The 26,634-nt window shown below is 57.6% G+C and carries 29 protein-coding genes; 28 read left to right on the top strand and 1 reads right to left on the bottom strand.

The window, feature by feature from the left end; all coding sequences use genetic code 11:
• Window positions 1-62: 62 nt before the first annotated feature.
• Window positions 63-1,049 carry a phosphatase domain-containing putative toxin gene (locus ACO6BQ_RS06505; protein WP_489120090.1) on the bottom strand — a complete coding sequence of 329 codons (987 nt, stop codon included), beginning with the start codon at window positions 1,047-1,049 and terminating at the stop codon, window positions 63-65.
• 385 nt (window positions 1,050-1,434) lie between these two features.
• Between ACO6BQ_RS06505 and ileS the strand changes: the two genes are divergently transcribed.
• From ileS to upp, 28 genes are all read left to right on the top strand, one after another.
• Window positions 1,435-4,554 (top strand): isoleucine--tRNA ligase, encoded by a 3,120-nt coding sequence (ileS, locus tag ACO6BQ_RS06500; RefSeq protein ID WP_489120089.1) that lies wholly within the window; start codon window positions 1,435-1,437, stop codon window positions 4,552-4,554.
• A gap of 125 nt (window positions 4,555-4,679) precedes the next feature.
• The gene (locus ACO6BQ_RS06495; RefSeq protein WP_489120088.1) at window positions 4,680-5,357 is read left to right on the top strand and encodes a metal-dependent hydrolase; all 678 of its coding nucleotides are present in this window, start codon (window positions 4,680-4,682) and stop codon (window positions 5,355-5,357) included.
• Window positions 5,354-6,316 (top strand): tRNA (adenosine(37)-N6)-dimethylallyltransferase MiaA, encoded by a 963-nt coding sequence (miaA, locus tag ACO6BQ_RS06490; protein WP_489120087.1) that lies wholly within the window; start codon window positions 5,354-5,356, stop codon window positions 6,314-6,316. The genes ACO6BQ_RS06495 and miaA overlap by 4 nt, the downstream gene beginning before the upstream one ends.
• Window positions 6,313-6,546 (top strand): RNA chaperone Hfq, encoded by a 234-nt coding sequence (gene hfq, locus ACO6BQ_RS06485; RefSeq protein ID WP_489120086.1) that lies wholly within the window; start codon window positions 6,313-6,315, stop codon window positions 6,544-6,546. Before miaA ends, hfq begins: the two co-directional genes overlap by 4 nt.
• 64 nt (window positions 6,547-6,610) lie before the next feature.
• Window positions 6,611-7,063 carry a dUTP diphosphatase gene (gene dut, locus ACO6BQ_RS06480; protein ID WP_489120085.1) on the top strand — a complete coding sequence of 151 codons (453 nt, stop codon included), beginning with the start codon at window positions 6,611-6,613 and terminating at the stop codon, window positions 7,061-7,063.
• A 98-nt stretch (window positions 7,064-7,161) separates the two neighbouring features.
• On the top strand, window positions 7,162-7,605 hold the full coding sequence (locus ACO6BQ_RS06475) for an RrF2 family transcriptional regulator (protein WP_489120084.1): 444 nt from the start codon (window positions 7,162-7,164) through the stop codon (window positions 7,603-7,605).
• Between the two features lie 121 nt (window positions 7,606-7,726).
• A complete protein-coding gene (locus tag ACO6BQ_RS06470) occupies window positions 7,727-8,632 on the top strand; it encodes a helix-turn-helix domain-containing protein (protein WP_489120083.1) in 906 nt (301 codons plus the stop codon).
• Between the two features lie 28 nt (window positions 8,633-8,660).
• A complete protein-coding gene (gene nrdR, locus ACO6BQ_RS06465; protein WP_489120093.1) occupies window positions 8,661-9,146 on the top strand; it encodes a transcriptional regulator NrdR in 486 nt (161 codons plus the stop codon).
• Between the two features lie 3 nt (window positions 9,147-9,149).
• Window positions 9,150-10,901 (top strand): radical SAM protein, encoded by a 1,752-nt coding sequence (locus ACO6BQ_RS06460; RefSeq protein ID WP_489120082.1) that lies wholly within the window; start codon window positions 9,150-9,152, stop codon window positions 10,899-10,901.
• A complete protein-coding gene (gene pgeF / locus ACO6BQ_RS06455) occupies window positions 10,898-11,713 on the top strand; it encodes a peptidoglycan editing factor PgeF (protein ID WP_489120081.1) in 816 nt (271 codons plus the stop codon). Before ACO6BQ_RS06460 ends, pgeF begins: the two co-directional genes overlap by 4 nt.
• The gene (locus tag ACO6BQ_RS06450; protein WP_489120080.1) at window positions 11,710-12,429 is read left to right on the top strand and encodes a YggS family pyridoxal phosphate-dependent enzyme; all 720 of its coding nucleotides are present in this window, start codon (window positions 11,710-11,712) and stop codon (window positions 12,427-12,429) included. Before pgeF ends, ACO6BQ_RS06450 begins: the two co-directional genes overlap by 4 nt.
• A 7-nt stretch (window positions 12,430-12,436) precedes the next feature.
• Window positions 12,437-12,958, top strand: a complete 522-nt coding sequence (locus ACO6BQ_RS06445; RefSeq protein ID WP_489120079.1) for a cell division protein SepF — start codon at window positions 12,437-12,439, stop codon at window positions 12,956-12,958.
• A 5-nt stretch (window positions 12,959-12,963) separates the two neighbouring features.
• Entirely contained in the window at window positions 12,964-13,776 is an 813-nt protein-coding gene (gene proC / locus ACO6BQ_RS06440) for a pyrroline-5-carboxylate reductase (protein ID WP_489120078.1), read from the top strand.
• Window positions 13,776-14,570: a YlmH family RNA-binding protein gene (locus ACO6BQ_RS06435; protein ID WP_489120077.1), complete on the top strand. Its 795-nt coding sequence runs from the start codon at window positions 13,776-13,778 to the stop codon at window positions 14,568-14,570. The genes proC and ACO6BQ_RS06435 overlap by 1 nt, the downstream gene beginning before the upstream one ends.
• 17 nt (window positions 14,571-14,587) lie before the next feature.
• Window positions 14,588-15,124 carry a DivIVA domain-containing protein gene (locus ACO6BQ_RS06430; protein WP_489120076.1) on the top strand — a complete coding sequence of 179 codons (537 nt, stop codon included), beginning with the start codon at window positions 14,588-14,590 and terminating at the stop codon, window positions 15,122-15,124.
• Between the two features lie 5 nt (window positions 15,125-15,129).
• Entirely contained in the window at window positions 15,130-15,585 is a 456-nt protein-coding gene (gene lspA / locus ACO6BQ_RS06425; protein WP_489120075.1) for a signal peptidase II, read from the top strand.
• Window positions 15,585-16,493, top strand: coding sequence for an RluA family pseudouridine synthase (locus tag ACO6BQ_RS06420; protein ID WP_489120092.1), 909 nt, complete (start codon window positions 15,585-15,587; stop codon window positions 16,491-16,493). The genes lspA and ACO6BQ_RS06420 overlap by 1 nt, the downstream gene beginning before the upstream one ends.
• Before the next feature lie 12 nt (window positions 16,494-16,505).
• Window positions 16,506-17,054: a bifunctional pyr operon transcriptional regulator/uracil phosphoribosyltransferase PyrR gene (gene pyrR, locus ACO6BQ_RS06415; protein ID WP_489120074.1), complete on the top strand. Its 549-nt coding sequence runs from the start codon at window positions 16,506-16,508 to the stop codon at window positions 17,052-17,054.
• A 117-nt stretch (window positions 17,055-17,171) separates the two neighbouring features.
• The gene (gene sigH / locus ACO6BQ_RS06410; protein ID WP_489120073.1) at window positions 17,172-17,981 is read left to right on the top strand and encodes an RNA polymerase sporulation sigma factor SigH; all 810 of its coding nucleotides are present in this window, start codon (window positions 17,172-17,174) and stop codon (window positions 17,979-17,981) included.
• A 600-nt stretch (window positions 17,982-18,581) separates the two neighbouring features.
• A complete protein-coding gene (locus ACO6BQ_RS06405) occupies window positions 18,582-19,613 on the top strand; it encodes a sirohydrochlorin cobaltochelatase (protein WP_489120072.1) in 1,032 nt (343 codons plus the stop codon).
• A 161-nt stretch (window positions 19,614-19,774) separates the two neighbouring features.
• A complete protein-coding gene (locus tag ACO6BQ_RS06400; RefSeq protein ID WP_489120071.1) occupies window positions 19,775-20,761 on the top strand; it encodes a Gfo/Idh/MocA family protein in 987 nt (328 codons plus the stop codon).
• A gap of 5 nt (window positions 20,762-20,766) precedes the next feature.
• Complete coding sequence (locus tag ACO6BQ_RS06395) at window positions 20,767-21,654, top strand: ABC transporter ATP-binding protein (protein WP_489120091.1); 888 nt, start codon at window positions 20,767-20,769, stop codon at window positions 21,652-21,654.
• Window positions 21,654-22,391, top strand: a complete 738-nt coding sequence (locus ACO6BQ_RS06390) for an ABC transporter permease (RefSeq protein ID WP_489120070.1) — start codon at window positions 21,654-21,656, stop codon at window positions 22,389-22,391. The genes ACO6BQ_RS06395 and ACO6BQ_RS06390 overlap by 1 nt, the downstream gene beginning before the upstream one ends.
• Before the next feature lie 53 nt (window positions 22,392-22,444).
• A complete protein-coding gene (locus ACO6BQ_RS06385) occupies window positions 22,445-23,269 on the top strand; it encodes a metal ABC transporter ATP-binding protein (protein ID WP_489120069.1) in 825 nt (274 codons plus the stop codon).
• Entirely contained in the window at window positions 23,260-24,102 is an 843-nt protein-coding gene (locus tag ACO6BQ_RS06380) for a metal ABC transporter permease (RefSeq protein WP_489120068.1), read from the top strand. The genes ACO6BQ_RS06385 and ACO6BQ_RS06380 overlap by 10 nt, the downstream gene beginning before the upstream one ends.
• 80 nt (window positions 24,103-24,182) lie before the next feature.
• Complete coding sequence (rpiB, locus tag ACO6BQ_RS06375) at window positions 24,183-24,635, top strand: ribose 5-phosphate isomerase B (protein ID WP_489120067.1); 453 nt, start codon at window positions 24,183-24,185, stop codon at window positions 24,633-24,635.
• 11 nt (window positions 24,636-24,646) lie between these two features.
• On the top strand, window positions 24,647-25,894 hold the full coding sequence (gene glyA, locus ACO6BQ_RS06370) for a serine hydroxymethyltransferase (protein ID WP_489120066.1): 1,248 nt from the start codon (window positions 24,647-24,649) through the stop codon (window positions 25,892-25,894).
• A 27-nt stretch (window positions 25,895-25,921) separates the two neighbouring features.
• Window positions 25,922-26,578, top strand: a complete 657-nt coding sequence (upp, locus tag ACO6BQ_RS06365; protein ID WP_489120065.1) for a uracil phosphoribosyltransferase — start codon at window positions 25,922-25,924, stop codon at window positions 26,576-26,578.
• The last annotated feature ends 56 nt before the right edge of the window (window positions 26,579-26,634 follow it).

Raw genomic sequence — 26,634 nt, 5'->3', positions numbered from 1 at the left:
TTCGGACGAAAAATCTACGCCAATCTGACGGACTTCATTTTATCAGCGATTCCCTTATGCTCTTATGGATTCATCTTCAGCCACATACTCCACGGTACAGCATAGTCGTTCTCGTGATTCTGCTGAACGTAGTCGTAGAACTTTGCGATCATCTCTGACTTGTGATGGTAGTCTGCATCCTCCCATCCCGTCGGTGCATGCTGCGTGGTCGGGTCGTAGGCGAGGTATGCTCCGCCGAGCAGGTACTGACGATAGAGGATGTCCTTCAGGGGGACGGAGGGATTTTTCATCATATCGTACATCGCCATAAAGCTGGTCGTGCGTCCCTTGCCTGCCTGACAGTGAAAGTGCATCCATGTGTCTGCGGGCATTCTTTTCACGAGATCGACAAAATTGTCGATGGTCTGCGGGTCTGCCCATTTGTGGTCGGTGACGGCGAGACGGACGTAGCACACGCCCGCATCCTCGACCAGCTCCTGCTCCGTCATCGCCGCCACGACGCGGATGGTCTGCGGATTTTTTGGCTGCTTTTTCTTGTCGAGGTGCGCGAGCACGACATCCTTGCCCTGTGCACTGCGAATGCGCATGTTCTCGTCACGCAGTGCCTCGTGCTTCGTCCTGCCAATATTGCCCCAGTCGTGCTTGCCATACCAGCTGACGGCGTTTCCATTCATGAAGCCGTGCGACTCCTGCCGCAGATCGACGATACAGATCGAGCCCTTTGCGCGCGTGTGCAGGTCTTTCAGCAGTGCATGAAAGGCAGGGACGGAGAACTCCGCGCTTCCCGAGAGCGGCAGGGAGTCCAGTCCCTCACGAGAGGGAGTGTAGTTCGGGTCGACACCGAACTTCGCTGCGTCTGTCCGCGTTTGGAACGGCGATGCCGCCGTGCGGAAATTGTGCGGCAGCTCCGCCTCATTGCCCGCCGCCGTATCGATGCGCCAGACATAGCCCCGGTAGTCTGCATTCGTATCGGTGGCAGAGGCAGTGTATGGGATGATACATAGCGTGCATAATAGCAGGGCAGTGAGTAAATGTTTGAATGCGTGCATGAGATCCCTCCGCTGTGTGAACCGACGCTCCTTTCGGAATCGCTGATAAAACCTTTGCTCGAATGACGTGGATTTTAGGAAGCACTGATAAATTCAGCCGCACCATCTTAGCGCATCTTTTTTGCCCGAACTTTGTCAGCAAATCCTCCACATAGCCCTTGCTATGCGTCCGGTTTGCTTCCTCGTTCGAACGAAAAAATCTGCGCAAATCTGACGGACTTCATTTTATCAGCGATTCCCTTATGCGTGCTTTCTATATTTATCGTTGGTTATAGCACTCTTTGGATAAAGGTGCAAGAGAAATCTTGGGCAGATGTCGCCTGTTCCTTGAAAAATCCCCTTCCGTGTGCTAGAATGACGTGACTATGCTACGGGAGGGGTTTCTTTGTACGAGAAAGTAGATACCAATCTGAATTTTGCCGCGCGCGAGAAAGCCGTTGCGGATTTTTGGCGTGAGAATCATATTGCACAGCAGGCGGTGGATCAGCGTGAGGGCTGCGAGACGTTCACGTTCTACGATGGTCCGCCGACGGCGAACGGCCGCCCGCACATTGGGCACGTTCTGACGCGCGTCATCAAGGATATGCTGCCGCGCTATCAGTCGATGAAGGGGCGCAAGGTGCTCCGCAAAGCGGGCTGGGACACGCACGGTCTGCCCGTGGAGCTGGAAGTCGAGAAGGCGATCGGCATCAACGGCAAGGAGCAGATCGAGGGCTACGGCATCGAGCCGTTCATCAAGAAGTGCCGTGAATCGGTCTGGACGTATAAGGCGATGTGGGAGGAGTTCTCCGATGTTGTCGGCTTCTGGGCAGATATGGAGCATCCCTACATTACCTATGAAAATGACTTCATTGAGTCGGAGTGGTGGGCACTCAAGGAAATCTGGAAGAAGGGGCTGCTCTATCAGGGACACAAGATCGTCCCGTACTGCCCGCGCTGCGGCACGCCGCTCTCCTCGCACGAGGTAGCGCAGGGTTATAAGGACGTGACGGAACGCTCGGCAATCGTGCGCTTTAAGGCGGCGGACGAGGATGCCTATTTCCTCGCATGGACGACGACACCGTGGACGCTCCCGTCGAACCTCGGTCTCTGCGTGAATCCGAATGTGACCTATGTGAAGGTGCGCGTCTACGGCAAGGTCTACTATCTCGCTGAGGCACTGATGGACAGCGTATTCGCGGATTCGTGGGGCGACCGCGAGATCCTTGCGACGATGAAGGGCAGCGACCTCGAGTACCGTAAGTACGAGCCTCTTTATGCGTTTGCGGATAAGGACGTGCAGGACAAGGCGTTTTTCGTCATCTGCGACGACTATGTCACGACTGAGGACGGCACGGGCATTGTCCACACGGCACCCGCCTTCGGTGAGGACGATAACCGCGTCTGCCGCAAGTACGGCATGCCGTTCGTTCAGTTCGTCAATGACAAGGGCGAAATGACGGAGGAGACGGACTGGCCGGGGGTCTTCGTAAAGGATGCCGACCCGTTGATTCTCGAGGATCTCGAGAAGTCGGGTAAGCTGTTCAAGGCACCTGAGTTTACGCACAGCTATCCGCATTGCTGGCGCTGCGACACGCCGTTGATCTACTATGCGCGTGCCTCGTGGTTCATCCGTATGACGGCGGTGCGCGACGCACTTGTTGCAAACAACAATACGGTCAACTGGATTCCGAAGACGATTGGCGACGGTCGTTTCGGCAACTGGATCGAGCATGTGCAGGATTGGGGTATCAGCCGCGACCGCTACTGGGGTACACCGCTCAATATCTGGAAATGCTCCTGCGGGCATGAGCATTCGGTTGGTTCCATCGCCGAGCTGCGCGAGCTTCAGCCGGACTGCCCCGCAGATATCGAGCTGCATCGTCCGTACATCGATGCAATCACGTTCCCGTGTGAGAAGTGCGGTGCACAGATGCACCGCGTGCCCGAGGTCATTGACTGCTGGTTCGACTCGGGTGCGATGCCGTTCGCGCAGTGGCACTATCCGTTTGAGAACAAGGAAGTCTTTGAGACCTACTTCCCTGCAGACTTTATCTCTGAGGCGGTCGATCAGACGCGCGGCTGGTTCTATTCGCTGATTGCCATTTCGACGCTGCTCTTTGACAAGAGCCCGTATAAGAATGTCATTGTCCTCGGTCATGTGCAGGACGAGAACGGGCAGAAGATGAGCAAGTCGAAGGGCAATGCGGTCGAGCCGATGGACGCGCTGCGCCGTCACGGGGCGGATGCGATCCGTTGGTACTTCTATGAGAACAGTGCGCCATGGCTGCCGAACCGCTTCTCCGACGATGCAGTGCAGGAGGGCGCACGAAAGTTTATGGGGACGCTCTGGAATACCTACGCGTTCTATGTTCTCTATGCGAATATCGACAATTTCGACCCGACGGCGCACACGCTTGACTACAGCCGCCTCTCGGTCATGGATCGCTGGGTGTTCTCACGTCTGAATACGATGGTGCGCACGGTGGATGACTGCCTTGGCAATTACCGTGTCACTGAGGCGGCGAAGGCGGTGCAGTCCTTTGTGGAGGAGCTGTCCAACTGGTACGTGCGCCGCAGCCGCAGCCGTTTCTGGGCGAAGGGCATGGAGCAGGACAAGGTGGATGCCTACCTGACGCTCTACACTGCGCTTGTAACGACGGTGAAGGCGGCAGCACCGATGGTGCCGTTTATCACGGAGAGCATCTACCGCAATCTCGTCTGCTCGGTGGATGGGTCTGCGCCGATTTCCGTGCACCTTGCGGACTTCCCGACGGTGAACGAAGCACTCATTGACATGCAGCTCGAGGAGAACATGGAGATCGTCCTCAAGGTTGTCACCCTCGGACGTGCGGCACGCAATGCGGCGAACATCAAGAACCGCCAGCCCGTTGCGAATATGTTTGTCAAGGCGGAGCACACATTGCCGGCGTTCTTTGTCGAGATTATCGAGGATGAGCTGAATGTCAAGGCGGTCACGTTCCGCGACGATATGTCGGACTTCCTCGCCTATCATGTGAAGCCGAATTTCCGCATACTCGGTGCGAAGGTCGGCAAGCAGATGAGTGCGGTCAAGAAGGCTCTCGAAGAGAGCGACGGCGCGGCGGTGAAGGATGCGCTCGCGGGCGGCGGCAGCTATACGCTGCACCTCACAGACGGCGATGTCACGGTCACATCGGAGGATGTCGAGGTCACCGTCTCGCAGCAGGAGGGCTACAACTGCCAGAGCTACGGCGGTGTTACGGTTGCACTTGAGACGACGCTCACGGAGGAACTCCTCGAGGAGGGCTTTGTCCGTGAGATCATCAGCAAGGTGCAGACCATGCGTAAGGAATGTGAGCTTGAGGTGACGGATCATATCGCGCTTGATCTCTCAGACAACGCGAAGCTCACGGCGATTGCCGCGAAGAATGAGGCATTCATCCGTGAGATTACGCTCGCCGATTCCGTCTCCTACGATGCGCCTGCGGGCACGAGCAAGGAGTGGAACATCAACGGCGAAAAGCTGACGATCAGCATCAAGTAAAATTTTGGCTGCAAGCCGTTTCGTTCGGGGACTTCCCAAATGAGACGGCTTTTCTATTGACATTGTGGGGACATATCGTATAATGAGACATAACAGACAAATTGTGAAATAGGAGAGTGGTCGCAATGGTAAAATTCAGCTACTATGGTCATGCGGCTTTTGTGCTTGACGATGGGGCGCATCGGGTGCTCGTGGATCCGTTCCTGACGGGGAATCCGACGGCGAGCATTGCGGCAAATGAGGTGGACTGTGATTTCATCCTGCTCACGCACGCCCATGGGGATCATCTCGGCGATGCACCATCGATTGCGGCGCGCACGGGAGCTGCGATTGTCGCCATACCCGAGGTCATCTCTGTCTGTGAGAGTCAGGCGTGTGCCGAGATCAAGTCGCATCCGATGAACATCGGCGGCTCGCTTGACCTGCCGTTCGGCAAGGTACGCATGACGTTTGCCCAGCACAGCGCGGGCGTCGCGGGCGGGATTGCGTGCGGCTTTGTGATCTACATCGGCGACAAGGTCGTCTACTATTCGGGCGATACGGCACTCTTCAGCGATATGCAGCTGATTGGGCGCAAGGATGCGATTGACTACGCAGTGCTTCCCATCGGTGACAACTATACGATGGGGCTTGAGGATGCGGCAATGGCAGCACAGTGGCTGAACGCGGGTCATGTCATCCCCATCCACTACGACACATGGCCGGTCATCGCGCAGGAAGTGAACCGCTACAAGGAAGTCACGGAGGCGATGACGCGTGCGCGGGTGAATGTCGTCGCTCCCGGCGAAACGATCAAACTTTGACTCTGCATTCAAAAAGTCCCATTCTTGTGCTTCTTGGACCGACGGCGGTCGGAAAGACCGCATTGTCGCTGAAACTTGCCGAGGCACTGGGGACGGACATCATCTCTGGCGACTCTATGTGCATCTATCGTGGATTTGACATCGGCAGCGCAAAAGCGACCGTAGAGGAGCAGGCTCGTGTCACGCATCATCTCATCGACATACTGGATGCGGATGAGCCATTCTCCGTAACGGAGTTTGTTACACGCGTGTCGGAGCTCGTCCGTGCCCATGAGGCGGAGGGGCATCTGCCGTTCATCGTTGGCGGTACGGGGCTCTACATCAAGGCTCTCGTAGAGGGGTACGATTTCAATGAGACGCAGGAGCAAGAGCAGTTTCGCCGTGCGATGGAGGGCGTTGCCGCGCGGCGCGGAAATGCGCGCGTTCACGCGTTTCTCGCGCATTATGACGCTGCGGCGGCGCGTCGTCTGCACATCAACAATCTCAGGCGTGTGATTCGTGCAATTGAGGTCAAACGCTATGGGGGCGAACGCATTTCGCAGGAGAGTGGGCTGATGGGCGGAACGACGCCCTACGATGCCTTTGTCATCGGGCTCACGAGGGAGCGCTCCTGTCTCTATGAGCGCATCAACGCGCGTGTAGAGGCGATGGTTACAGATGGCCTTGTGGATGAGGTCGCGGCACTTCTTGCACGCGGCGTACGGCGTGACGACCCTGCGATGAAGGGCATTGGCTACAAGGAAACGGCGGCATACCTCGTGGGCGAGATGAGCCGTGCGGAGATGATCACTGCCATCCAGACGGCGACGCGCCATTTTGCAAAGCGACAGCTGACATGGTACAGGCGTATGCCATATATCCGCTGGTACGATGCGGATACACAGACAGAGACCGAACTCCTGCACGCGATCCTTGCGGATGTGTGTGCATGGCAAAGAGAAAGGAGCGCTCAGGCGTGACGGCAAAAAGTATCAACTTGCAGGACAATTTTCTCAATCAGGTGCGTAAGGACGGCATCCCTGTCACCATTCATCTGGTGAACGGCTTCCAGATCAAGGGCACAGTACGCGGATTTGACAATTTTGTCGTCATGGTGGATGCGATGGGGAGACAGCAGATGATCTACAAACATGCGATTTCGACGATCACCCCTGCGCAACCGGTGAAGGCTATGGTTGAGGAATCCTAAGCATGCAGAAATGGAATGCTGCTGCACCGGAGTCGGTGCAGTATTTTTCTTTTGAGGAGAAGATATGAAGATACGCGGGTTTGAAATTGTATCGGTTTACAAGGACTCCGACATTCATTTGCCGGAGCGCAAGACCGGCGCGAGTACGGGGTATGACTTTGCGGCGGCAGAGGAGGTCGTGATCCCTGCGGGCGCGTCCGCGCTCGTTCCGACGGGGGTCAAGGCATATATGCAGCCAAGTGAGGTACTGCTCATATACATTCGTTCGAGTGCCGCACTCAAGAAGCATCTCATGCTGATGAACAGCGTCGGCGTGATTGATGCGGACTACTACGGCAACGCGGAGAACGAGGGGCATATCTACATTCCGCTCTACAATTTCGGCAAGGAAACGGTGCGCATCGCGGCGGGAGAGCGCATCGCGCAGGGAATCTTCACCCACTATCTGACCGTGGACGGTGACGCGGCAGGAGATGGAGGGACACGTACGGGCGGATTTGGTTCGACGGGTGTGTGACGCTTTGACAGGAAAACGAAACTCATTTATAATGACAATGCAGCAACGTAATTGAAACGGAACGGATAAGTGTATGACTTGTCTGTTCGGGAGATGTTATGAAACTTTCAACGAAGGGGCGCTATAGCGTTACAGCTCTCTATGAACTCGCCCTGCACTATGGAGAGGGGGTCGTTCCTCTCAAGACGATCGCAAAGACGCAGCAGATCTCGGAGAATTATCTCGAGCAGCTGATGTCGCCGTTGCGCCGTGCAGGGCTTGTGGAGAGCGTGCGCGGGGCGCAGGGCGGCTATACACTTGCGCTGCCGCCCGAGGAGGTCACGATCGGACGCATCATCACGGCGGTCGAAGGGCCGATTGCTCTCGTGGACTGTCTGCTCACGGGTGCGGAGGCAGAGGGGCAGACCTGCGTTCGTGCAGGACATTGCGTGACGCGGCAGATCTGGGAGGAGGTGCGCGACAGCATCAATTCTGTGCTCAACAACATCTCGCTTGCCGACCTCATGCAGCGGCATCGGAGTCGTGTCGGCTGCAATCAGTGAGCATGTGGATTTTGGGGCAGGATGGTGCAGAACCCCCCGAAAAGATTTGTCTTTGCCGTGTATATCATGTTATAATTAAGGAATAAATTCCGGAAGTGACAAAAGTCTGGGAGGGAGTCTCATGGTAGGGGACATCTTGCGAAGAGAGCGCGAGAAGCGAGGATTGACAATTGCCGATATTGAGAAGGGAACCAGCATTCGTGGGCTCTATATCGAGCATATTGAGCGGGGCAACATCGGTGAGCTGCCGGGGCTGGTCTACGCGAAGGGCTTTGTGCGGAACTACGCCAATTTTCTGCGCTTGAACGCAGAACCGCTTGTGCAGCAGTTTGCAGAGGAGAACGGCGGCGCACCTTCTCCTGTTTCTGCGGAGCCGGAGAGTGCGCCGCGCCGAATCTCGCTGAGTACGGTGGGGGATGAATCACTGTCCAGTATTTCCATCGGCGGTACGCGTTCCTCCTATGCGGGCATCTTTGGTAAGCTGGCAGCGGGCATCATTGTACTGGTTGCACTTGTAGGAGGTGGTATTGCAGCGATCTCCGCGATCAACTCGCCGACAAAGGTGCCGGCAGCTGCACCGCCGGTCAAGACGGAGCAACCTGCCGCACCGGCTGCAGCTGCCGAGGCGGATACGTCGGATACGGCTCATACCGATGGCGTGAACGTGAGTGTTGCACTTGCGGAACGTTGTTGGACGGAGGTCGTGGTCGATGGCAAGAGTGTCTTTGAGGGCATCATCGAGAAGGGCAAGACCGAAAGTTGGAAGGGTAAGGAATCGGTTGTGATCCGTGCGGGCAATGCAGGCGCACTGGATGTGACGTTCAATGGCAGAAAGCTTGGCAAGTTTGGTGACAATGGGGAAGTCCTTGAACGTACCTTCAGCAAGACGACAAAGGATCTGAAGGATACGCTGCCGCCCGCGCGTGCCCAGGAAAATGCCGGTGCGCAGCCCCGTGCGGCAAAAGCGGATGATACTGTTAATGCTGCTGATGCAAAGCCTGCAACAGGGGCAAAAAAAACGAATTGATCACGGCGCATGAGGAAGGATGAGTACGATGAAATGTCCTTTTTGCAAAAAGCCGGACAGCCGCGTGATCGACTCGCGGGCTGCGGATGACGGAGCGACGATTCGCCGTCGCCGTGAATGCGGGGAGTGCGGTCGACGGTTTACGACCTATGAGGTGGTGGAGAAGCTGCCGCTCATGGTCGTCAAGCGCGACAATCGCCGCGAGCCGTTCAGCCGCGACAAGCTCCTCACGGGCATCATCCGCTCCTGTGACAAGCGTGACATCTCAATGGAGCAGATCACGAACTTCGTTGCGGAGATCGAGCGTGATATTCGCAACCGTATGGAGCCGGAAGTGCCGTCGGAGAAGATTGGTGAGATCGTTATGGAGCGGCTGAAAGACTTCGATGAGGTCGCCTACATCCGCTTCGCCTCGGTCTATCGGAAGTTCGACGATATCACGAACTTCATCGAGGAGCTGGAAACGCTGCGCGCGCGGCGCGGAAAGGAGCAGGGCGACGAAAGGTACAGGTAGAATTTGGATCATCGGCTGAAGAGCAGTTTGCAGGAGCGTTTTGCACGGGAGCGCGGGGCGTATCGCTATCCGGCGGGAGCGCGTACACGCTTTGCACTTGTCTATCCGAACACCTACTTTGTAGGGATGTCGAACCTCGGACTGCACATCATCTATGACCTTCTCAACAGGCGCGGGGATACGGCGTGTGAGCGCTTCTTCCTGCCCGATCGTACAGAACTCCCGCGCTATGAGCGCACGCAGACGCCGATGATGAGCGTGGAGACGCAGACGCCTCTTGCGGACTTCGCCGTCATCGGCTTTGCCATTTCTTTTGAAATGGATTATTTCAATGTCATAAAGATGCTTGTGCTCAGTCATGTCCGAAGGCGTGCCGCAGAGCGCACATGGCGTGATCCGCTCGTCATTGCGGGCGGCCCGTGCGCGACGTTCAACCCCGAGCCGCTCGCAGAGATCGTGGATGCGTTTGTGATTGGTGAGGGCGAGGCCGTCATGCCCGCTCTGATGGAGGCATATCACGATGGGATGCGTCAGGGCGATGAACGAGGCGCACTGCTCCGTCGTCTGGCCTGCGTTCCCGGGGTCTATGTGCCCGCGCTCTATACGCCCTCCTATGATGCGGCAGGACATCTTGCCGCACTCATGCGGTCGGAGGATGCGCCGTCCTCTGTTGCGCGTCAGTGGGTGGAGGATCTTGACGAACACCCTGCGCATACGGTCGTTGTGACGGAGGATACGGAGTTTAACTTTTACCTCATCGAGACGGCACGCGGCTGCGGGCGGCACTGTCGTTTCTGTATGGCGGGCTACTGTTTCCGCCGTCCGCGCAACCGTTCCCTCCACGTCATTGAGGAGGAGGTGCGCGCGGCACTGCCCTATGGCAAGAAGATCGGCCTGATGGGGGCGGCAATCTCGGACTATCCCGAGATTGATGAGCTCTGCCGCTCCATCCTCGGTGAGGGGCTGTCGATGTCCGTTGCGTCCTTCCGTGCGGATTCGGTGACGCAGGAACTCGTCGAGGCACTTGCCGCGAGCGGTCTTCAGACGCTGACACTCGCCCCCGAGGCGGGGAGCGCACGCATGCGTGCCGTCATCAACAAGGGGATCGAGGAGCATCACCTGTTCACGGCGATTGATCTCGGTGCGGCGGCGCACATCCCAAACTTCAAGCTCTACATCATGGTGGGGCTGCCGTTTGAGGAGGCGGCGGACATCGCGGCGATCGTCGATCTCGCACAGCGCCTGCGTGCCTATATGGATGAGAAGGGGAGCAGGGGGACGCTGACGCTCAGCGTCAACCCGTTTGTCCCGAAGCCGTTCACGCCGTTCCAGTGGATGCCGATGGCGGACAAGAAGCGGCTCGATGCGGTGATGAAGGAGCTCACGCAGTCCCTGCGCCGTTGCCGAAAGATTGTTGTAAATTTCGAGTCGCCGAAGGAAGCCCTCGTACAGGCGATTCTCGCGCGTGGTGATCGCCGCCTCGCAGAGCCGCTGATCCGCGCCGCTGAAGGGCGTGGGGCAAAGGATCTCGTGGGCGAGATGCGTGCGGAGGGGCTTTCCCCCGACGACTATCTCACGCGGGAATGGGGGGCAGACACGCCGCTTCCGTGGGATCATCTGGACATGGGCTTTCCAAAACGCTATCTGTGGCAGGAGTATGAGCGGGCTGCGGCACTTAAGGAGACGGTCGGCTGCTTTGACGGCTGCACGCGCTGCGGTGTCTGCGGGACGAAGAGAGAAAGGACGAGCGAATGAGTTTTGTACTGCGGCATATACGCAGCAATTTGTGGAGCGGGCGGTTGGACATCTTTCCCGAGGACAGGATCGTACATGGCTTTTCGGCGCGACAGGGCGGTGTAAGCTCTGCACCGTTTGACGCGCTCAATATGGCTCTGCACGTCGGCGATGACTCTGCGCGTGTGTGGGAGAATCGCACGCGTTATTTTGCAGCAATCGGGTTGGATGCGGAGCGGATCTGTACGATACGGCAGGTACACGGGACGGAGATTGTGCGTGCCCTGCGGCGCGATGCGGGGCGCGGTGCGCGGGACTATGCAGATGCGCTTGCGGACGCGGATGCACTCATCACAAATGACAGCGGCGTTCCGCTCATGCTCTGCTTTGCGGACTGTGTGCCTGTCCTGCTCTACGATCCGGTGCATCACGCGGCGGGTGTTGTTCATGCGGGCTGGAAGGGGACGGTGGCGCGGATTGCAGCGCAGACCATTGTGCGCATGGGCGAGGAGTTCGGCACGGTGGCATCCGATGTGCTCGCGGGCATCGGCCCTTCGATCAGTGCGGACTGTTATACCGTCGGTGCGGAGGTTGCAGAACAATTTCGTGCTGCGTTCCCCGCCCATGCGGAGCAGATTGTACAGGAACGCGACGGTGCGATCCACCTCGATCTCTGGGCGGCGAACCGTATGCAGATGGTTGAGGCGGGCGTTTTGACGCAGAACATCGATCAGGCGGACATATGCACCTCATGTGACCGCAATTTTTTCTACTCCTATCGTGCCGACGGCGGCAGGACGGGACGGTTGGCGGCGGTGATGGAGCTGAGATGAGTGACGATACGATGATTGCAGAGCATATTCGCGAGGTGCACGCGCGGATCGCGGCGGCGCGTGAACAACGTACCCGCGTGTGCAAGAATGCGCCTGTGGAGCTCATTGCCGTGACGAAGAATCATCCCGTGGCGGCGATGCAGGAGGCAATCGATGCGGGGATCATGAACATCGGTGAGAACCGCGTGCAGGAGGCTCTGGACAAGGCGGAGACCTTGGATCGCGAGGTGAAATGGCACCTGATTGGGCACCTGCAGACAAACAAGGTGAAGCACGCCGTACGGCAGTTCGATTTGATTCACTCGGTCGACTCCCTGCGGCTGGCACGCGAGATTGACAAGGCGGCGGCGAAGTTCGGCAAGGTGCAGAACGTCCTCATCCAGATCAATCTGGCGCACGAGGAAAGCAAATCCGGTATCGACCGCGCGGAACTGGACGATATTCTCACGGGGATTGACGACCTGCGTGCAATTCGCTTGCAGGGTTTTATGTGCATTGCGCCGAATTATGAGGATGTGGAGGAGTGCAGACCGCTCTTTCGCACCATGTATGACATCTTTCAGCAGGTGAAGACGCGTGAGCTGCGTACTGCTGATATCCGCTATCTTTCGATGGGGATGACCCACGACTATGAGATTGCAGTGGAAGAAGGCGCAAATCTCGTGCGCGTCGGTACGGCAATTTTTGGCGCACGTCAATACGCACTAGGAGTGTGAGGCATCAGTGAGTATTTTTAAGAAGATATCCACGAAGTTCATCGGCATCACGCCGGAGGACGACGTGGAGGAGAACGAGGGGCTGGCAGAGGAGAAGGTACGGGAAAAGCAGACCGCCCCTGTGACGGACATCGGTTCACGCGCGGGACGCCGCACGGAGACAGGGGCGAATGTCGCTTCTTTCCCTGAGTTTTCCAGTGCTTCGGGTGGTACGGGAGCGACGATTGACAATGTCATCGCGGCGTACCGTATGAATGTTGTGGTCATTGAGCCGCAGAGCTTCGATGATGCGCAGCAGGTGGCGGCCAACCTCCAGAAAAAAAAGCCCGTCGTGCTCAACTTTGAAAAGACCGAGAAGAGTGTAGCGAGCCGCATCATTGACTTCATCAGTGGGACGACATACGCACTGAACGGCGATATCAAGAAGATCAGCAACAATGTGTTCCTCTGTGCGCCGAACAACGTCAATGTCAGCTACTCCGAGGAGGAACACCGTCTCGGAGATGACATGTCCTTTCTGAACAGGTAAAGCCCATGCGTGATGATATTCAGATTGGCATCATCGGCGGCGGTGCGATGGCAGAGGCACTGATTGCGGGGCTTGTGGCGTGCGGAACGATTCCGGCCTCCCATATCAGCGTATCCGACCACAAGGCGATGCGCTGCGACGAACTCACGCGGAAATATGGCGTACATGCGCAGGTGGGGGCAGAATCCTTTCTGCCCCGTATTTCTGTGCTCATCCTCGCGGTAAAGCCGGCGGCAGCCGCAGCGGCAATACGTGAGACGAGAGACCTGCTCCGCGTAGATGCGGCTGTGCTCTCCATCGTTGCCGGGCTGCCCATCGCCGCGCTTGAGGAGGGATATCCCAATCATCCTGTCGTGCGCGCGATGCCGAATACGCCGCTCGCTGTCGGTGCGGGGATGTCCGCTTATGCGTGCGGCATCTATGCAGATGACAGTGTATCTGCCATCGCGGAACTGCTGCTCGGCGCGTCCGGTCGTACTGTGCGCGTGCATGAGAGCGACCTTGATGCGGTGACAGGGCTCTCGGGCAGTGGTCCCGCCTATGCGTTCCTCATGATCGAGGCACTGATTGAGGGCGGTGTGGCGGCAGGGCTGAAACGCGAGACGGCATCGCTGCTCGCGGCGCAGACCATGATGGGCGCAGCGCAGATGGCACTTGCGTCAGCGCATTCGCCCGCCGATCTGAGGGCAGCGGTGACGAGTCCCGCCGGAACGACGGCGGCGGGGCTGCGCGTGCTTGAGCGCGCGGGCGTACGATCGGCACTCATCGAAGCCGTCCTTGCGGCGGCAGAGCGTTCAAAAGAATTGGGGAGAGGGTAATGGCAGCGGAACAGAAGGAGCGGATTCTCCGCTTTTATCGTGGCGGTGAGGGCGAGGAGACGGCGATCCGTCTCCTCGATCTCGCGGAAGCCGTTATGAAGACGGCAAAATTCCGCATCAGTCCCTTTCTCGACCCCTACGGGCAGGAGATTGCGGAGACGATCTGCGCGAGCTATGAGGGCATTCAGCTCGATTTTGACGGCGGCTACGCGGGCGCGGAGCGACAGCGCGCCATGCTGTGCCACCGTGACTTTGCGGGGACGCCGGACGGCTTTGCAATCGCCTGTGTAGAGGCGGCGTGGAACGGGCAGTTTGCGCGTCTCACGCATCGCGACGTGCTCGGTGCGGTCATGGGGCTCGGCATCGAGCGCGAGCTGATCGGGGACATCCTCCCTGCGCCCGACACGGCAAGGATCATCTGCGATGCGAAGATTGTGGATTTTATCGTAAACAATTTGACAATGATCGGTGCGGTCGGGGTCAAGACGACACTTTCCAATCTCGCGGCAATTCCACCGCGTGAGGAGCGGACAAAGGAGATCCGTGCGACGGTCGCATCGCTCCGCCTCGACTCCATTGTTGCGGCGGGCTTCGGCATCTCGCGCAGCCGTGCAGCGGACGACATTGCGGCGGACAAGGTGAAGCTCAACTGGCAGAGTGCGGCGAGTGCGTCGAAGACGATCAAGGAGGGCGATGTGCTCTCCATGCGCGGGCGCGGACGTGTCGAGGTGACAGAGGTGCGCGGGCAGACGAAGAAGGGGCGTACGGTCGTTGTACTGAACCGATTCTTTTGAAGAAAGGCGGGAGCGGAATGCTGACACCGATGGATATACATGCGAAGGAATTTGGCAGGAGCTTTCGCGGATTTGACGAGGCGCAGGTCAATGACTTCTTGAACGAGGTCATGCAGGATTATGCGGCAGCACTTGATGAAAACGAGCGTCTGCGCGCGGAGCTTTCGCGTGAGCGGGAGAGAATCGAGGATTTTCGCCGTATGGAGCAGAGTATGCGTGAGAGCATTGCCCTCGCGCAGAAGACTGCTGAGGATGTGACGACACAAGCGAAGCGCAACGCCGATCTCATGATCGAGACGGCTGCGCGTGAGGCGCAGAATATTCACCGTGAGGCACAGCTCAAGGCGAAGGCGCAGATGGACGATGCGGCGGACAAGCTGCGAGACATCGTGACGGAGTATGAGCGGCTCGTGCGCGAGAAACATCAATTTTTGCGCCGCATGAAGGGCAATGTGCAGGAAGAGCTCGCGCTCATCAATGATGCGATTGCCCAGATGCCGGATATGACGGCGGAGAAGAATGCGAAGGATACAGCAGAACAGGAGGGCGTTTGAGGGCGATGAGCGGACGCATAAAAGCCGCATACTCTTTTTTGGGGATCTTACTGATTGACCAGCTGGTAAAATTCTATGTGGAGCTGACCATGCTGCCGGGGGAGACGATTCCCGTTGCAGCCCCATTTTTTCATATCACGTTTGTACTCAATCCGGGCGCGGCATTTGGGATTTTCCGCGATCAGCAGTGGCTCTTTCTGGCGACGGCAATCGTGTTTTCCATTGCTTTCCTCGTGTTCTATGAGCGACTGCGGCGCAGCGGCGTGCTCATCCACTACGGCAGCGTTGCTCTCGCAGCGGGGGCTGTGAGCAATCTGATCGACCGCATCCGCCTCGGGCACGTTGTGGATTTCTTCGATTTCCGCATATGGCCCGTGTTCAACATTGCGGACATCGCCATTGTTCTTGGGACAGGGGCTGTCCTCTGGGCACTCTTCGTACAGAGAAGAGAAATCCGATGATGCGTACAGTATTCACTGCCGACCGTGCGGACGAACGGCTGGATCTCTTTCTCGTGCGCCGGCTGCCGGATCTCTCGCGCAGCTATGCGCAGCGTCTCATCGCGGACGGACAGGTCACGGTGGACGGCACGGCACGCAAGGCGAACTACAAGCTGCGCGGCGGGGAGGAGATCGCCTGCACAATGCCACCCGCCGAGGAAATTGAGATCTGCGCGGAAGATATCCCGCTCGACATTCTCTATGAGGATGCGGACATCATCGTTGTCAATAAGGCACGCGGTATGGTCGTGCATCCTGCTGCGGGCATCTATACGGGGACGCTGGTCAATGCGCTGCTGTGGCACTGCCATGATCTTTCGGGCATCAACGGTGCGCTGCGTCCCGGCATTGTGCACCGCCTCGATAAGGACACCTCGGGCGTGATGGTCGCGGCGAAGAACGATATGGCGCATCACTATCTTGCACGTCAGATTCGGGACAAGGACGCGCGGCGGGAGTACCGCGCCATCGTACACGGCAACATTGTCCCGCGTGCGGGTGTCATTACGGGGGACATCGGGCGGCATCCGACTGACCGCAAAAAAATGGCGATTGTGCGGGAGAACGGAAAGCCTGCGACGACGCATTTTGATGTGTTGGAGCGGTTCGGCAGCTATACCTATGTTTCCTGCCGTCTCGAGACGGGGCGCACGCATCAGATCCGCGTTCATATGACGAGCATCGGGCATCCGCTTGTCGGCGACCCAAAGTATACGGCGAAGAAGAATCCCTTTGCGATTGTGGGACAGGCGCTGCACTCACTGACGCTCAGCCTTACGCATCCGCGCACGGGGACGGAGATGACATTTGCCGCGCCGCTTCCTGCGGACATGGAGGAGATCCTGCACACGCTGCACAGCGGAAGATAAGGAGATGACAGCATGACGGAGTTTCGAGAAAAGGCCGTTCTCATGGATGAGGATGGAATTCGGCGCGCACTGATGCGGATTGCACATGAGATCGTCGAGAAGAACAAGGGGACGGAGAATCTGGTGCTCGTCGGTATTCGCACGCGTGGTGTTCCGATTGCCGCGCGGATTGCCGCGGAGATTGCAGGCATTGAGCAGCGTGACCTGCCGCGCGGAGTGCTCGACATTACGCTCTACCGTGACGATCTCAACGAGCTATCCTATCAGCCTATTGTGCATCCGACGGAGATGCCCTTGGACATCACGGGGAAGACTGTTGTGCTCGTCGATGATGTGCTCTATACGGGGCGCACGATCCGCGCGGCGATGAACGCACTGCTCGACATCGGTCGGCCGCGCATGATCCAACTCGCTGTCCTCATTGATCGCGGTCACAGGGAGCTGCCCATCCGCGCGGACTACGTCGGCAAGAATGTCCCGACCGCCGCGCTCGAGGATGTGTCGGTGCTGCTCAGGGATGTCGACGCGGAGGAAAAGGTCGTCATTCGGGAACGCCGTTGAACGTGTTGTGTCGGAGAGTGCGGTTCTTTGCTGCACTCTCTTTTTGTATCTTGACGCAGCTTTTGGAATAGGGGTATAATATTAAAGAACGATAGGACGTTTGTAGGAGCAATCGTTATGATTTTTTACGACGAGAAGCAAAAATCCGTGTTGGATGAGGAGCAGACAGTATCGGATGAACTCGAGGCAGCCGAACTCGAGGCGGAGGAAGAGGCGGCGGAGGAGAGCACCGCAGAGAGCAGCATCTACGACGGCTGCACCGATGAGGAACTGCTCGCACGTATCCGCTCCTGCGACGGGGACGAGGCACTGGACTATCTCATCAACAAGTACCGTAACTTCGTGCGCTCCAAAGCACGCTCCTATTTTCTCATCGGTGCGGATCGCGAGGACATTGTGCAGGAGGGGATGATCGGATTTTTTAAGGCGATTCGTGACTATCGTGAGGATAAGCTTTCGTCGTTCCGCGCGTTCGCCGAGCTCTGTGTGACGCGCCAAATCATCACGGCGATCAAGACGGCAACGCGGCAGAAACATATCCCGCTGAACTCATACGTCTCGCTCAACAAGCCCCTCTATGACGAGGACTCTGACCGCACGCTGCTCGATGTGCTCTCAGGAGCACGCATCAGCGACCCGGAGGAGCTGGTCATCAGTCATGAGGAATTCATCGACATCGAGCAGAAGATGGAGGAGATCCTGAGCGATCTCGAGTGGCGCGTGCTCATGAGCTACCTCGACGGCAAGTCCTATCAGGAGATCGCCGTCGACCTGCACCGCCAGGTGAAGTCCATTGACAACGCGCTCCAGCGCGTGAAGCGCAAACTTGAAAAATACATGGAGTCGCGCGGCGACGATCTCGACATCGGTACGGTCTACCGCGGACTTACGACGATCAATCGCGGTGCGCGTACGTCGGAGGAATAGGAGGGGAGCGACAGATCCCCTTTTTTCATGGCAATCGTACGCAGGACGGGATATGTTGAAATAAGACGTAAAACGATTGACATTTTTCGGATAATGGTGTATTCTAATAGTTGTAATATATGTTTCTATAACTGAATCATTGGGAAACAGGTGCAGCGCATTGCGTATGCTTAATAGAGAAGCCGGATGAGCCGGCGCGGTCCCGCCACTGTGAGGGGAGCGAACCTGCAGGGGAATCACTGATAAAATGAAGTCCGTCAGATTTGTGCAGAATTTTTGTCCTGTCAAGGAGACAAACCGGACGCATAGTAAGGGCTATGTGGAGGATTTGTCGACACAGACAGGGCGAAAAAGATGCCCAAAGATGGCGTGGCTGAATTTATCAGTGATTCCCCAGGGTGTCACTGAGAGGAATGTCCTCTTGGGAAGGCGCAGGGGAGCGATGAACCGAGTCAGGAGAACTGCCTGTTTGACAATCCACCGTGTGCCGAAGGCACATACCTGCGAGCGACAGGAAGGGGATTCGTGGCGATGTGTTCACGAGGCTTTCTTGTACTGGCAGGAAAGCCTTTATTCATATCTATTTTGGGAGGAATTTGGATGAAGAATTGGAAGAAAATGCTGGTCGCTTCGCTCGCCTGCTCGGCGGTCTTTGGATTTTCCTACAGCCCGGCAGAAGCTGCGTATGAGCTCAATCCCGAGGTGAAGACGGTGACACCGGCCCTGATGGAGGCGTCGGAAATTGGCGTTCTGAAGTATGAGAACCCGCAGATGCGGAACTATACGAACAAGGATGCCATCGTTGTGACGAGCTTTGGAACGACGTTCAAGGAGACACGCGAGAAGACGATCGAAGCGACGGTGGATGCGATCAAGGCGGCTCACCCGGGCGTGAAGGTTGTGACGGCATTCACCTCCCATATCATCATCGATCGCATTGCAAAGAAGGAGGGTGTGAAGTACCCGACCCCAGAGGAGGCACTCGAGCAGCTCAAGGCGGACGGCTACTCGCGCGTGGCACTCGTCTCCCTCGATGTCATCCCGGGCATGGAGTACTCCTACGTCAAAGCTGTGTTCCATGAGTACAAGGATCAGTTCAAGACGATGACCTGCGGCACGTCCCTCATGTACTGGCAGGGACAGGAGGAGCAGTCGGATGACGTGATGGAGTTCATCCAGGCGGTCTCCAGCCAGTTCCCGAAGATGGGGAAGGATGATGCGCTGCTCCTGATGGCGCACGGCACGCCGCACGTCTCCAACGCATACTATGCCGTCATTCAGGCGAAGCTGGACGCACTTGGGTATAAGAACGTCTATGTCTATACGGTCGAGGGGTGGCCGAGCATCGAGGATGTCATTCCGAAGCTCAAGGCGAATAAGGTTAAGAATGTGACGCTCATGCCGATCATGATGGTTGCGGGCGATCATGCACACAACGATATGGCGGGCAAAGATGCGGATTCGCACAAGAGCATTCTCATGAGCGAGGGCTTTAAGGTCGATGCTTATCTCCATGGTCTCGGCGAGAACAAGATGATCCGCGACGTTTATGTGGAGCGCGCGAATGATGCGTGGGATGCTCTGCAGGGGAACAAGGATGCAGACGCAGATCATCTCAAAATCATGAAGTAAGATCGGCGATTCCTTTCTACGGATTTCAATGAAGGGTCTGCTGCGGAAGTGTTTCACTTTGGCGGCAGCCCCTTTTCTTTGTTTGCGTACCCTGCTATAATAGATAGTCGATAGTTACAGTGCGGGCACACAGATGTCCGCATGGCAAGGAGATCAGAGAGATGAAGATAGCAGTTGTCGGTACGGGAATGATCGCTCGGGAGGCACTCACTGCCCTGCGTCAAGTGAAGAATGTTGAGGTTGTCACAATCTGTGCGCGCCCGCACAGTCGGGAGAAGGCGCGGGCACTGGCGCAGGAGTTCGGTGTACCGCAGGTGGCGACGGACTACGGTGCGATGCTGGCGGCGCATGAGGCGGATTTTGTTTACCTCGGCATTGTCAACAGTGCGCATTTTGACTATGCGCGGCAGGCAATCGAAGCGGGGTGGCACGTCATCGTGGAAAAGCCCTTTGCATCGACGCTCGCGGAGACGGAGGAGCTGATCGCACGTGCACGTGCGGCACACTGCTATCTCTTTGAAGCAGTCACGTCGCTCTTTTTGCCGAATTATTTCGGAATTTTGGAAGCACTCCCGCGACTTGGACTCATTCGCATGGTACAGGCGAATTTCTCGCAGTATTCGAGCCGCTACGAGCGTTATCTCTCGCGTGACGTTGCGCCTGCATTCGATCCTGCCCTCTCGGGCGGTGCTCTCTACGATCTGAATGTCTACAACCTGTCGCTCATGGTCTCGCTCTTTGGACGCCCAAAAACGGCGATCTACGGCGCAAATATCGGCTTCAATGGAATTGATACCTCGGGGATTCTCGCGCTGCGTTACGACGGCTTTGTGGCGACTGCGGCGGCGGCAAAGGACAGTGAGAGCCCATCCTTTTTCATGATTCAGGGGGAGCAGGGTTGGATTCGTGCCGACGGTACGCCGAACGAACTCCGCAGTTTTACGGTTGCCCTGCGCGGCCGAGAGCCGGAGACATATGCTCTGAACCGTCATGAGCACCGCATGGTGCACGAGTTTGAGACGATGCGGGACATCTTTGAGCGTAAGGACTATATGAGCGTGGAGGAGGGGCTTCAGACGTCGCGTACGGTGATGGCAGTGATGGAAAAGGCACGTCTGATGGCGGGCATCCAATTTCGGGCGGATTGAGATTGATGAAACCGATGATGATTGAGATGGAAGATCTCGTCAAGAAATTTCCGCATACGAATGCGGCAAAGGAAAAGACGTGGAAAACGGCGGTTGCAGGGATCTCCCTCTCCGTTCGTCACGGCGAGGTGTTCGGGCTGCTTGGTCCGAACGGTGCGGGGAAGACGACGATCATCCGTATGCTCACGATGCAGACGCAGCCGACGAGCGGCGTGATCCGCATCGGCGGTGCGGACATCCGTCGTGATCCGCGTGTCGTCAAAGAGCGGATCGGCGTGGTGCCGCAGCACGTCAATTTTGATCAGGAACTCACCTGTTGGGAGAATATGGAGCTGCACGCTCGTCTGCATCACATGGGACACGAGGCGCGCACGGCGCGAATCGAGGAACTGCTCACGGAGATGGAGCTGACCGAGGTGCGCAACGACAATGTGCGCCGTCTCTCCGGCGGGATGAAACGTCGGCTGCTCATCGCACGCGCATTGATCCACCGTCCGCAGGTGCTCTTTTTGGATGAGCCGACGGTGGCACTCGATCCGCAGATTCGCCGTCACATCTGGGATCTCGTGCGCGAGATTGCTCGGGGCGGCGTGACTGTGCTTCTGACGACGCACTACATTGAGGAGGCGGAGGCACTCTGTGACCGCGTGTCCATCATCAACAAGGGCGTGCTCGTGGATGTGCAGACACCGCGCACATTCTGTGAGAATCTGGGCGCGTATGCTGTGGAGTGGGATGAGGAGAGCGGTCGCGCCTATCGGTTTTTCCACGCGCGCGAGGAGGCGCGTGCTCATGCGCGTACGCTTGAGGAGCAGATGCAGCGCGTTCTCCTGCGCCCGACGAATCTCGAGGATGTCTTTATCGAGATGACGGGACGAAAGGAGGGGCTCTGATGCTGCGGGATATCTGGACGGTGTTCTGGCGCGACTGGGTTGTTCTGCACCGCCGTCTGACGAAGTACATTCTGAGCCGCATGGTCTCGCCGCTGATGTTCCTCATCGCCTTCGGCTGGGGGCTCGGACGCAGCATCGACGTGGGTACGGGCTCGTATCTGGACTTTCTCGTGCCGGGACTTCTCGCGATGAACTCCATGAACATCAGCTTTAACAGCATCATCTCCGTGCATGCGGAGCGCGTTTATCACAAGAGTCTTGAGGAGTATCTGATTGCGCCAATTCGTCCCGACGCATTTGTCATCGGAAAGGTGGCGGGGGCGGTTGTGCGCGGGCTGATTTCCTCGGCGATCATCGTGGTGCTCAGCTACCTGTTTGGTGCACATTTCACGATCACCCCGCTCTTTCTCCTCGTACTCACGCTGAACTGCATGATTTTTGCAGAGATCGGATTCCTTGCGGCAATGTATATCTCGACCTATGAGGAGATGAGCCAGGTCAACCTCTATGTGCTCCTGCCGATGTCGTTCCTCTGCGGGACGTTCTTCGCGACAGCGGCACTGCCGGATGTCGTGCGTTGGATTGTGGAAGTGTTGCCGCTGACGCACACGAGCCATCTCCTGCGCAGCCTCGGCGGGGCGGGGGACTTCTCCATGCTGTCCCTCGCTGTTGTCATTGGCTACGCCGTGCTCGGCATCGCCGTCGGGACGTGGAAGTTCCGACGGCTGACGGATTGAGTTCGTGTGGAGGTTACACGGTAAGGGTTTCATATTATAGCAAAAGGATCACCATGCTCAGGCATATCTTTCATCACAGAGGAGCGGCAGAGGGCTGCGCACATTTCTGCTGTACCAAAGTCGAGGACTTCGGCGTTTCGTTCGGGACGTTCGAGGTCTTTTCACGTGTTAATCTACACTTTCACTGCGGGGAGCTCACCGCGATCATCGGACCGAACGGTGCGGGAAAAAGCACGCTTCTACGTGCAATTCTCGGGGAAGTCCCACATACGGGCAGGCTGCGCTTTGTCGATGCGGATGACCGCCACACGGGGCACCCCGTCATCGGCTATGTGCCGCAGTACCTGCGTCTCGACGTGAGCGCACCGACGACGGTGTTGGATCTCTTTATGGCGTGCCTGTCCGCGCGTCCCGTCTGGCTCTTTCCCGCGCGTGCATTTCGTGCACGCGTTGCGCTGGATCTCACGCGTGTACGTGCAGAGCACCTGATTGACCGACGTCTTGGGGCACTCTCGGGCGGAGAACTGCAGCGTGTCCTGCTTGCGCTCGCGCTCGATCCGATGCCGAATCTCCTGCTGCTCGATGAACCGGTATCAGGGGTTGATCGGAACGGCCTTGCGATTTTCTACGAGATTGTCGGGGAGTTGCGTGCAAAGGAGGATCTGACGATTCTCCTCATCTCGCACGATCTCGGTATGGTTGCACGTCATGCGGACAAGGTCGTGCTCATGAATCACGGTGTTGCGGCAGCGGGTGTGCCGGCAGAGGTCTTTGCCGATCCACAGATGGAGCGTCTCTTTGGTATTTTGCCCGATCTGCGGCATAGAGAGGGGCGCACAGAGACGGATGGGCGCGGGGAGGTGCGCGTATGGAGCTAATCTACGATGCGATGGATACGCTGCTTCCGTTTGCGTGGATGGAGTACACATTCATGAAAAACGCGCTCCTTGCGACCCTCCTCATGACACCTCTCTTTGGTCTGCTCTCGACGATGGTGGTCTCAAGCCGCATGGCGTTCTTCTCGGACTCCCTTGGACACGGTGCGTTTACGGGCATTGCCATCGGTGCGCTCGTCGGAATGTTTTCGCCGCTCATCTCCCTGCTCCTCTTTTCCGTGGTGTTCGCGCTTCTCATCACATGGATCAAGCATCGTACGGCGGCCTCGGCAGACACGGTCATCGGCGTGTTCTCCTCGACGGCGATTGCGGTCGGTCTGATGATTATGAGCCACGGCGGGGGCTTTTCCAAATTTTCTCCGCTGCTCATCGGTGATATCCTGAGCATTACCCCTGCGGATCTCGCGGGCCTTGTCGTCGTGGATGCGCTTGTCCTCATCGGCTGGGTACTGATCTTCAATCGTCTGCTGCTGCTCTCGGTCAACTCCTCATTCGCACGCAGCCGGGGTGTTTCCGTCTTTGCGGTGGAGTCCGCCTTTGCCGCTCTGCTTGCCGTCGTCGTTGCCGTGAGCATCCAGTGGGTCGGTATCCTCATCATCAATGCGCTGCTTGTCCTGCCGGGCGCAGCTGCACGCAATGTCGCACGCAGCGTCAAGGAATATCATGTCGCAGCGGTTACGGCTGCGCTTTGCTCCGGTCTGGTCGGCCTCTTTTCGGCGTACTATCTCGGCATTGCGGCCGGGGCGGCGATTGTGGCGGCGGCTGCCGTTCTGTTCTTTGTTTCGCTCGCCGTTCGTCCCTATTTTCAGCGATAATGTCCCGCCCCGCGCCCTGTTTTTTTTCTGTAATATGTGCTAAAATGACAGAGGATTATGGATGAGAGAGAGGTTGCGCAATGAATATTACGATTGGAAGCGACCACGGCGCAGTGGAGCTCAAGGATGAGGTCAAGATGGTTCTTCACGAGTTCAGCGATGTGAAGGTAAAGGATGTCGGGACGTTCGGCAGGGAGGCGGTCGACTACCCGGATATCGCGGAGAAGGTATGTGCTGATGTTGTCTCCGGAAAGGCGGATCGCGGCATCGTACTCTGCGGCACAGGACTTGGCATCTCGATTGCAGCAAACAAGATTGACGGCATTCGCGCCGCACTCTGCGGCGATGTCTACACGGCGATCATGTCGCGTAAGCACAACGATGCAAATGTGCTTGCACTCGGCGGACGCGTCACGGGCTTTGGCCCTGCCGGTGAGATTGTGCGCGCGTGGATTCGCACGGAGTTCGAGGGCGGGCGTCATGCACGCCGCGTCGAAAAGATCATGGCACTGCAGGATAAGAAAACGGATTAAGGAGAGTTTTTATGAGCATTATGGATTCGCTGAGCAAGGTGGACCCGCAGGTATACAAGGCCGTTGAGGAGGAGCTCAATCGCCAGCGCACAAAGTTGGAACTCATCGCCTCGGAGAACATCGTGAGCCGCGCAGTCATGGAGGCACAGGGCAGCGTTCTCACGAACAAGTATGCGGAGGGGTATCCCGGCAAGCGTTACTATGGCGGCTGTGAATACGTCGATGTGGCGGAACAGCTCGCGATCGACCGCGCGAAGGAGCTCTTCGGAGCAAACTGGGCGAATGTGCAGCCGCACTCGGGCGCACAGGCAAATATGGCGGTGTTCTTTGCCCTCCTTCAGCCGGGCGACACGATCCTCGGCATGAATCTGACGGACGGCGGACATCTGACGCACGGCAGCCCCGTCAACATCTCGGGGACGTATTACAAGGTCATCCCCTACGGCGTGGACAAGGAGACGGAGCGCATTGACTACGATGCGCTGGAGGTGCTCGCAAAGGAGCACAAGCCGAAGATGATCATTGCGGGCGCGTCCGCCTATGCACGCACGATTGACTTTGAGCGCATCGGTGCAATCGCAGCGGCGGTCGATGCGATCTTTATGGTGGATATGGCGCACATTGCAGGGCTCGTCGCTGCAGGACAGCATCCGAACCCCGTACCCTACGCCGACGTTGTGACGTCGACCACGCACAAGACACTGCGCGGTCCGCGCGGCGGCATCATCCTCGGACGCGACGAGGAGTTGGGGAAAAAGATCAACAAGGCGGTTTTCCCCGGCATCCAGGGGGGACCCCTCATGCACGTCATTGCGGCAAAGGCGGTCGCACTCGGCGAAGCTCTGCAGCCTTCGTTCAAGGAGTACGGGGCACAGGTGGTGAAGAATGCGGCGGCACTCGCGGATGAGCTGACGAAGCATGGCTACCGGATTGTCTCCGGCGGTACGGATACGCACGTTATGCTCGTAGATTTGACCAATAAGGACATCACGGGCAAGGAGGCGCAGACGCTCCTCGACGAGGTCAACATCACGGCGAACCGCAACACGATTCCGTTCGAGCCGCGCAGCCCGTTCGTCACGAGCGGTATCCGTCTCGGCTCGCCCGCACTCACGACGCGTGGCTTTGTGGAGGAGGATATGCGCGAGGTCGCACGGATCATCGCCTATGTCCTCGACGCTCCGACGGATACGGCTCGTCAGGAGGAGGCGCGCCGCCGCGTCACTGTGCTCTGTGACAAGTATCCTCTATACGTGTAATTTTTCTGGCAGAAAGGAAGCCTTCTCATGGCTGATACATTTCATCCGTCTGACATTCCCAGCCTCCATCTGGTTGATCATCCGCTGATTCAGCACAAGCTGACGATCATGCGACAGAAGGAGACGGGGACGAAGGAGTTCCGTGAGCTGCTCTCGGAGATTGCAATGCTCATGGCATACGAGATCACACGTGACTTCCCGTTGCGCGACGTGGAGATCGAGACCCCCGTCGCCAAGTGCCGGGCGAAGATGCTTGAGGGCAAGAAACTCGGCATCGTTCCGATTCTTCGTGCGGGGCTTGGGATGCTCGACGGAATTTTGACCCTCGTTCCTGCCGCACGCGTGGGACACATTGGTCTTTACCGCGACCCCGAGACGCTGGAGCCGGTCGAGTACTATGCCAAACTCCCGAGCGGTGTCGAGGATCGCACACTCATCGTGCCAGACCCGATGCTCGCCACGGGCGGCAGTGCGTCAGCGGCACTCACGATGCTCAAACAGAAGGGCGCACGTAGCATCATCCTCATGTGTCTCGTATCCGCTCCCGAGGGCATTCGACGCGTGGCGGCAGATCACCCCGACGTGCCGATCTACGTCGCTGCCGTGGATGAGTGCCTCAACTCCCATGGCTATATCGTTCCGGGGCTTGGCGATGCGGGCGACCGTATCTTCGGAACACTGTAAGGGAAGCACTGATAAATTCAGCCGCGCCATCTCGACGCATCTTTTTTGCCCGCACT

This window comes from Centipeda sp. (in: firmicutes) (assembly GCF_057271695.1).
Note: the sequence above shows the minus strand (reverse complement) of the source record. Positions and strands in the feature narration are given on the sequence as shown.